The organism is Vibrio hepatarius (assembly GCF_001274785.1).
GTDB lineage: Bacteria > Pseudomonadota > Gammaproteobacteria > Enterobacterales > Vibrionaceae > Vibrio > Vibrio hepatarius.
Map to the genome: position 1 here is coordinate 306,873 of NZ_LHPI01000003.1, position 6,754 is coordinate 313,626.

At 46.1% G+C, this 6,754-nt stretch carries 6 protein-coding genes and 6 tRNA genes; 11 read left to right on the forward strand and 1 reads right to left on the reverse strand.

Annotated features, from left to right (window positions below; genetic code table 11):
- Window positions 1-29: 29 nt before the first annotated feature.
- On the reverse strand, window positions 30-1,286 hold the full coding sequence (gene hemA, locus AKJ31_RS06700) for a glutamyl-tRNA reductase (protein WP_053408329.1): 1,257 nt from the start codon (window positions 1,284-1,286) through the stop codon (window positions 30-32).
- A 161-nt stretch (window positions 1,287-1,447) separates the two neighbouring features.
- Between hemA and lolB the strand changes: the two genes are divergently transcribed.
- The 11 genes from lolB (at window position 1,448) to AKJ31_RS06755 (ending at window position 6,753) form a co-directional block, all read left to right on the forward strand.
- Window positions 1,448-2,062 (forward strand): lipoprotein insertase outer membrane protein LolB, encoded by a 615-nt coding sequence (lolB, locus tag AKJ31_RS06705; RefSeq protein WP_053408330.1) that lies wholly within the window; start codon window positions 1,448-1,450, stop codon window positions 2,060-2,062.
- Window positions 2,062-2,934: a 4-(cytidine 5'-diphospho)-2-C-methyl-D-erythritol kinase gene (ispE, locus tag AKJ31_RS06710; protein WP_053408331.1), complete on the forward strand. Its 873-nt coding sequence runs from the start codon at window positions 2,062-2,064 to the stop codon at window positions 2,932-2,934. Before lolB ends, ispE begins: the two co-directional genes overlap by 1 nt.
- A 28-nt stretch (window positions 2,935-2,962) precedes the next feature.
- A complete protein-coding gene (locus tag AKJ31_RS06715; protein WP_053408332.1) occupies window positions 2,963-3,907 on the forward strand; it encodes a ribose-phosphate pyrophosphokinase in 945 nt (314 codons plus the stop codon).
- A gap of 143 nt (window positions 3,908-4,050) precedes the next feature.
- Window positions 4,051-4,641: an aminoacyl-tRNA hydrolase gene (gene pth / locus AKJ31_RS06720; protein WP_053408333.1), complete on the forward strand. Its 591-nt coding sequence runs from the start codon at window positions 4,051-4,053 to the stop codon at window positions 4,639-4,641.
- A gap of 10 nt (window positions 4,642-4,651) precedes the next feature.
- Window positions 4,652-5,743: a redox-regulated ATPase YchF gene (gene ychF, locus AKJ31_RS06725; protein ID WP_053408334.1), complete on the forward strand. Its 1,092-nt coding sequence runs from the start codon at window positions 4,652-4,654 to the stop codon at window positions 5,741-5,743.
- Between the two features lie 270 nt (window positions 5,744-6,013).
- Window positions 6,014-6,090: transfer RNA gene (locus AKJ31_RS06730), tRNA-Met, on the forward strand.
- 41 nt (window positions 6,091-6,131) lie between these two features.
- Window positions 6,132-6,216 (forward strand) — tRNA-Leu (locus AKJ31_RS06735).
- 32 nt (window positions 6,217-6,248) lie between these two features.
- Window positions 6,249-6,323: transfer RNA gene (locus tag AKJ31_RS06740), tRNA-Gln, on the forward strand.
- 110 nt (window positions 6,324-6,433) lie between these two features.
- A tRNA-Met gene (locus tag AKJ31_RS06745) sits at window positions 6,434-6,510 on the forward strand.
- A 47-nt stretch (window positions 6,511-6,557) separates the two neighbouring features.
- Window positions 6,558-6,642, forward strand: a tRNA-Leu gene (locus tag AKJ31_RS06750).
- A gap of 26 nt (window positions 6,643-6,668) precedes the next feature.
- Window positions 6,669-6,753: transfer RNA gene (locus tag AKJ31_RS06755), tRNA-Leu, on the forward strand.
- Window position 6,754 lies beyond the last annotated feature (1 nt).

Genomic DNA, 6,754 nt, shown 5'->3' on the forward strand with positions numbered 1-6,754 from the left:
AGGGGGGTTAATTAGGAGTCGTCGACTGACTAGCAGTCTTCCAGACCCAAACTTTGTCTAATAATAGCGAGTTTAGCTGGCTCGCCTTGCTCTGCTGCACTTTGCAATGCACGTGTTGGCGCGTGGATCAGTCTATTGGTGAGTTTATTACTCAATTCCAACAGTACTTTCTCAGGGTCTGCGCCTGCAGCCAGAGATTGAATGCTTTTACTTAATAGTTCAGCGCGAATTTCGTTCGCACTGCTGCGGTAGTCGCGAATGCTGTCGACAGCTTGTAAAGAACGCAGCCATGACATAAAGCCAGCACTTTCTTCACTGACGATCGCTTCCGCTTGAATCGCTTCTATCTTGCGTTGTTCCATATTGCTTTCAACAATGGATTGAAGGTCATCAACGGTATAAAGGTAGGCGTCATTCAACTCGCCAACTTGCGACTCAATGTCACGCGGTACAGCAATATCAACCAGTAACATAGGTTGGAAACGACGGGCTTTCAACGCAGTTTCCACCATACCTTTACCAATAATCGGCAATGGACTGGCGGTTGAACTGATCACAATATCCGCTTGAGGCAGATACTCAGGAATCTCAGGCAAACCGATAATCTTAGCGCCAAACTCGTCAGCAAGCGGCAATGCACGCTCACGAGTACGGTTGGCAACAATCATTTTGCCGCAGCCGTTTGCCGCGAGGTGTTTCGCCACCAACTCGATGGTTTCACCTGCGCCAACCAGTAAGACACATGACTTTTCAAGAGATTCAAAGATGTGCTTCGCCAGTGTACACGCGGCATACGCAACCGACACCGCGTTGCCACCGATGTCCGTTTCAGTACGAACTCGTTTGGCCACTGAAAATGTTTTCTGGAATAGCTTTTCCATCGCCGAGTCGACAGCTTTGTGTTCACGAGCATCGGAATAAGCTTGTTTTACCTGTCCGAGGATTTGTGGCTCACCCAGCACCAAAGAGTCTAATCCGCACGCAACGCGCATCAAGTGGCGGATTGCCGCTTGCTCTTCATATACATAAATACTGGGTTTTAAGTCTTCCTGACTCACCTTGTGGAACTGAGACAACCATTCGATGATTTTACTTTTCCCAGCCCCTTTTACATCACAATAGATCTCGGTGCGGTTACAGGTTGAAATGATCACACTGCCGTTGACACCCGGATTCTCACTGAGCTGCTTGAGCGCTTCAGGTAACTTTTCCGGTCCAAAGGCAACTTTTTCACGCAGTTCTACCGAGGCCGTATTATGATTGATACCTATAGCAAGCAAAGACATGTATCGCGAGTTCTCTGAATCAGATGATGGACAAATAAGATCGGAATTTTACTTGATGCCCCAATTTAATTAAAGAGTATTAGGGATATGTTTTCTTTAGTTCGTGATTTCAGTGATATAGTGTCGCCTAAAGCAACAGTAAATTGGATAAATAAACAGCAATGATGACGAATTTTCGCCCTCTTTGGCTTATTGGACTGATTTCAATCGTTTTGTCTGGTTGTGCCAATATCAACCCGAGTACAACCAACGTTGAGTGGGCCACTCACCAACAGCGCTTAGATTCTATTGCTCAATACAAAGCCAACGGCAAATTAGGCTACATCTCTCCAGAACAGCGCCAGTCACTTAATTTCCAATGGCAACACGCCCCGCGCTCCAGCCAGCTTCGCTTGACTACTTTCTTAGGCCAAACCGCACTGAATCTAAACATCACTCCAGCTGGCGCATTTGTTGAAACCTATGACGATCAATCCTACGCCTCACCAAATGCAGAAGTGCTCATTCAGCAGTTGACTGGATTAACTATACCCGTAGAGCAGTTGTCTGACTGGTTACTCGGCGATCCAACGGGGGCCGACAGTTATCAGCTCAATGACACCAATACGGTGGCGACATTAAGCAAGCAAATCAACGGCCAGCGTTGGGAACTCGAATACATCAAGTACACTGATGTTCAGCTTTCCGGAGTGAATCTACCACTGCCACAAAGACTAAAACTCAAACAACAAGACACCTCAATTAATATTGTTATTTCAAACTGGGACCTTAACTAATGCTCAGCGAGACTACCCATTGGCCCTCTCCTGCCAAACTTAATCTATTTCTCTACATCACAGGGCGCCAAGCTAACGGTTATCACGAACTGCAAACCTTATTTCAGTTTCTCGATCATGGAGATGAATTGACGATTACCGCAAACCACAGCGGCGAAATCACGATTGAACCGGAGATCCCAGGCGTTACGCTGCAAGACAACCTGATTTGGAAAGCGGCAAAAGCGCTGCAAGAGAAAAGCGGTTGTCACTATGGCGCCCATATCCAATTGAACAAAATATTGCCTATGGGCGGCGGTATCGGTGGTGGTTCATCCAACGCGGCGACCACCCTTGTCGCACTCAATTACCTATGGCAAACCGAGTTATCAGAGGATGAACTGGCAGAAATCGGCTTAACACTAGGGGCAGACGTTCCCGTCTTTACCCGCGGCTTCGCCGCTTTTGCCGAAGGTGTGGGAGAAAAACTCACTAAGGCAGAGCCGGAAGAAAAGTGGTATTTGGTCATTCGCCCGGACGTAAGTATCGCGACAGTCGATATCTTCACTCACCCCAATTTGACCAGAAATACGCCTAAACGAGAGCTGGCAACGCTTCTTGACAATGATTACGGAAACGATTGCGAAAAAATTGTTCGAATGCTCTACCAAGAGGTTGATAAGCAACTTTCATGGCTGCTACAATATGCGCCGTCAAGATTGACGGGGACTGGATCGTGCGTTTTTGCTGAATTTTCGAGCGAAAACGAAGCACAAAATGTCTTTAAACAATTACCTGACAATGTCTCAGCATTTGTTGCACAAGGCAAGAATACTTCGCCTTTGCACGAGACACTCGCTAAGTACCGCTTAGCCCACAAACAATCTATCTAAAACTGGACGCAACCCTGAGGTTTCCACCGTGCCTGATATGAAGCTATTTGCTGGTAACGCTACACCTGAACTAGCCCAACGTATTGCTGATCGTCTTTACATCTCTCTTGGTGACGCATCTGTTTCTCGTTTCTCTGACGGCGAAGTCGCTGTTCAAATCAACGAAAACGTACGTGGTAGCGATGTTTTCATCATCCAATCTACCTGCGCACCAACTAACGACAACCTAATGGAACTAGTAGTGATGATTGACGCAATGCGCCGCGCTTCAGCGGGCCGTATTACTGCAGTTATCCCTTACTTCGGTTATGCTCGCCAAGACCGTCGTGTTCGCTCTGCTCGTGTTCCAATCACTGCTAAAGTTGTTGCAGATTTCCTTTCTAACGTTGGCGTTGACCGCGTTCTTACTATCGACCTTCACGCTGAACAAATTCAAGGCTTCTTCGATGTACCAGTAGATAACATCTTCGGTACTCCAGTGCTTCTTGAAGACATGCAAGCTCGTGGCCTAGAAAACCCAGTAGTGGTTTCTCCTGACCTTGGCGGTGTTGTTCGTGCTCGTGCAACAGCTAAAGCGCTAGGTGATATCGATATCGCGATCGTTGACAAGCGTCGTCCACGTGCAAACGTTTCTGAAGTAATGAACCTAATCGGTGATGTTGAAGGTCGCGACTGCGTGATCGTTGACGACATGATCGACACAGGTGGCACACTATGTAAAGCAGCTGAAGCACTTAAAGAGCGTGGCGCTAAACGTGTATTCGCATACGCAACACACGCTGTATTCTCAGGTAACGCTGCACAAAACATCGGTAACTCTGTTCTAGACCAAGTGATCGTCACTGACTCAATCACTATGTCTAAAGAGATGGAAGCGACAGGTAAAGTAACAACACTAAGCCTTTCTCGCATGCTCGCAGAAGCAATTCGTCGCATCAGCAACGAAGAATCTATCTCTGCGATGTTTAACTAATCTCAGATTAGCTATCCATTTTTTAAAACACCCCTCTTGGGGTGTTTTTTATTTTCAGTATCCGCTTTTTTCTCACCTCGCCCGATGTGAGAAATCTGTGCTATCATACTGCGCTTTTTGAGATTCCAAGAGAGATCCTAACCTTGAGTCAACAAATTAAACTTCTCGTCGGCCTAGCTAATCCAGGGCCTGAATATGCAAAAACTCGACATAATGCGGGTGCTTGGGTAGTAGAAGAACTAGCACGCGTCCATAACATCACGCTAAAGAATGAAGCTAAATTCTTTGGTATGACAGGACGCATTATGATGAATGGTCAGGATCTACGCCTGCTTATCCCTACCACTTTTATGAATCTTTCTGGTAAAGCAATTGCTGCGATGGCGAAGTTCTATCAAATCAAACCAGAAGAAATCATGGTAGCGCACGATGAGTTGGATTTACCACCAGGTGTCGCTAAGTTTAAGAAAGGTGGTGGTCACGGCGGTCACAACGGCCTTCGCGACACAATTAGCAAACTTGGAAACTGCAAAGATTTTTATCGTTTAAGGATTGGCATTGGCCATCCTGGACACAAAGATAAAGTAGCGGGTTTTGTTCTGGGTAAAGCCCCAGCAAAAGAGCAAGAGCTTCTTGATGCAGCAGCAGATGAGTCTGTTCGCTGTCTAGACATTCTATTAAAGGATGGCTTATCAAAAGCACAAAACCGTCTACACACGTTCAAAGCTGAATAAGGTTATCATCATGGGTTTTAAATGTGGCATCGTTGGCCTACCAAACGTTGGTAAATCAACTCTGTTTAACGCACTAACTAAAGCGGGCATCGAAGCAGCGAACTTCCCGTTCTGTACAATCGAACCAAATACAGGTGTTGTACCAGTGCCAGATCTACGTCTGGATGCATTAGCGAAAATCGTTAACCCACAAAGAGTTCTGCCTACAACAATGGAGTTCGTAGATATCGCTGGTCTAGTGGCGGGTGCATCTCGCGGTGAAGGTCTGGGTAACAAATTCCTAGCGAACATCCGTGAAACTGACGCTATCGGTCACGTTGTGCGTTGTTTTGAGAACGAAAACATTGTTCACGTTGCAGGTAAAGTATCACCTATCGAAGATATCGAAGTGATCAACCTTGAGCTAGCAATGGCTGACCTTGATTCTTGTGAGCGTGCGATTCAACGTAACGCGAAGAAAGCAAAAGGCGGCGATAAAGACGCGAAATTTGAGCTAACAGTACTAGAAAAACTGTTACCTGTTCTAACTGAAGGCGGTATGGCACGCACAGTTGAGCTATCTAAAGAAGAGTTGGCAGCAATCGGCTACCTAAACTTCCTAACTTTGAAGCCAACTATGTACATTGCTAACGTAAACGAAGATGGTTTCGAAAATAACCCGTACCTAGATGCGGTTCGCGAGTTCGCAGAAAAAGAAAACAACGTCGTTGTTCCTGTATGTGCGGCTATCGAGTCTGAGCTATCTGAACTTGAAGACGAAGATCGTGAAGAATTCCTTGCGGACATGGGTATCGAAGAACCAGGTCTTAACCGTGTAATTCGTTCTGGTTACGAACTGCTGACTCTACACACTTACTTCACAGCTGGTGTAAAAGAAGTTCGCGCATGGACAATTCCTGTGGGAGCAACAGCACCTCAAGCAGCAGGTAAGATCCACACTGACTTCGAAAAAGGCTTCATCCGTGCAGAAGTTGTTGGTTACGACGACTTTATCCAATACAACGGTGAAAGTGGTGCAAAAGACGCAGGTAAATGGCGTCTAGAAGGTAAAGATTACATCGTTAAAGATGGTGACGTGGTTCACTTCCGTTTCAACGTATAACTTTTACCCAAGTTATTGAGTTTAAAAGCCAGCTTTATTGCTGGCTTTTGTTTATCTGTTCGATTGAAAACCATTTTAATTCAAAGTGGAATGTCATTTTGCTATCTGTTTTTGATCATTAACACGCCTCTTTGTTTAAAAAGAAACCGAACGAGTCGTTTTGGCCAATTTATTCAAAAAAACTATTGACGGATCTAACTCAACTTCGCATAATGCGCGCCGTTCCCGACGATAAGGCAACGAAGCGACGAGAACGAAAAACATGGTTTTGGCTACGTAGCTCAGCTGGTTAGAGCACATCACTCATAATGATGGGGTCACAGGTTCGAATCCCGTCGTAGCCACCATTCCTAACAGTTCTTTTTGTTAAGAGCGTTTAGGAATAGATGCGGAAGTGGCGGAATTGGTAGACGCACCAGATTTAGGTTCTGGCGCCGCAAGGTGTGAGAGTTCAAGTCTCTCCTTCCGCACCATGATTGAAAGTCTCTTTAATTAGAGCAACTGCAGGTCTATCGCCAAGCGGTAAGGCAGCGGCTTTTGATGCCGCCATTCCCTGGTTCGAATCCAGGTAGACCTGCCATATTATTTGGTTCGATTGCAAGTCAATCGACCATTTATTCAAAGTGTTAAGCCTTTACGAAAAAGGGCTTGTCACTAAGAGCGTGAAGGTTTATATTGTCTCGCTCGAATGGCTACGTAGCTCAGCTGGTTAGAGCACATCACTCATAATGATGGGGTCACAGGTTCGAATCCCGTCGTAGCCACCATATATTTCGATTGCTAGCTAAGGCTAACAGTCCTGTAGAATCAAGACGCGGAAGTGGCGGAATTGGTAGACGCACCAGATTTAGGTTCTGGCGCCGCAAGGTGTGAGAGTTCAAGTCTCTCCTTCCGCACCATCTTGATATTCTACAAAACAAATCATGCGGAAGTGGCGGAATTGGTAGACGCACCAGATTTAGGTTCTGGCGCCGCAAGGTGTGAGAGTTCAAGTCTCTCCTTCCGCACCAT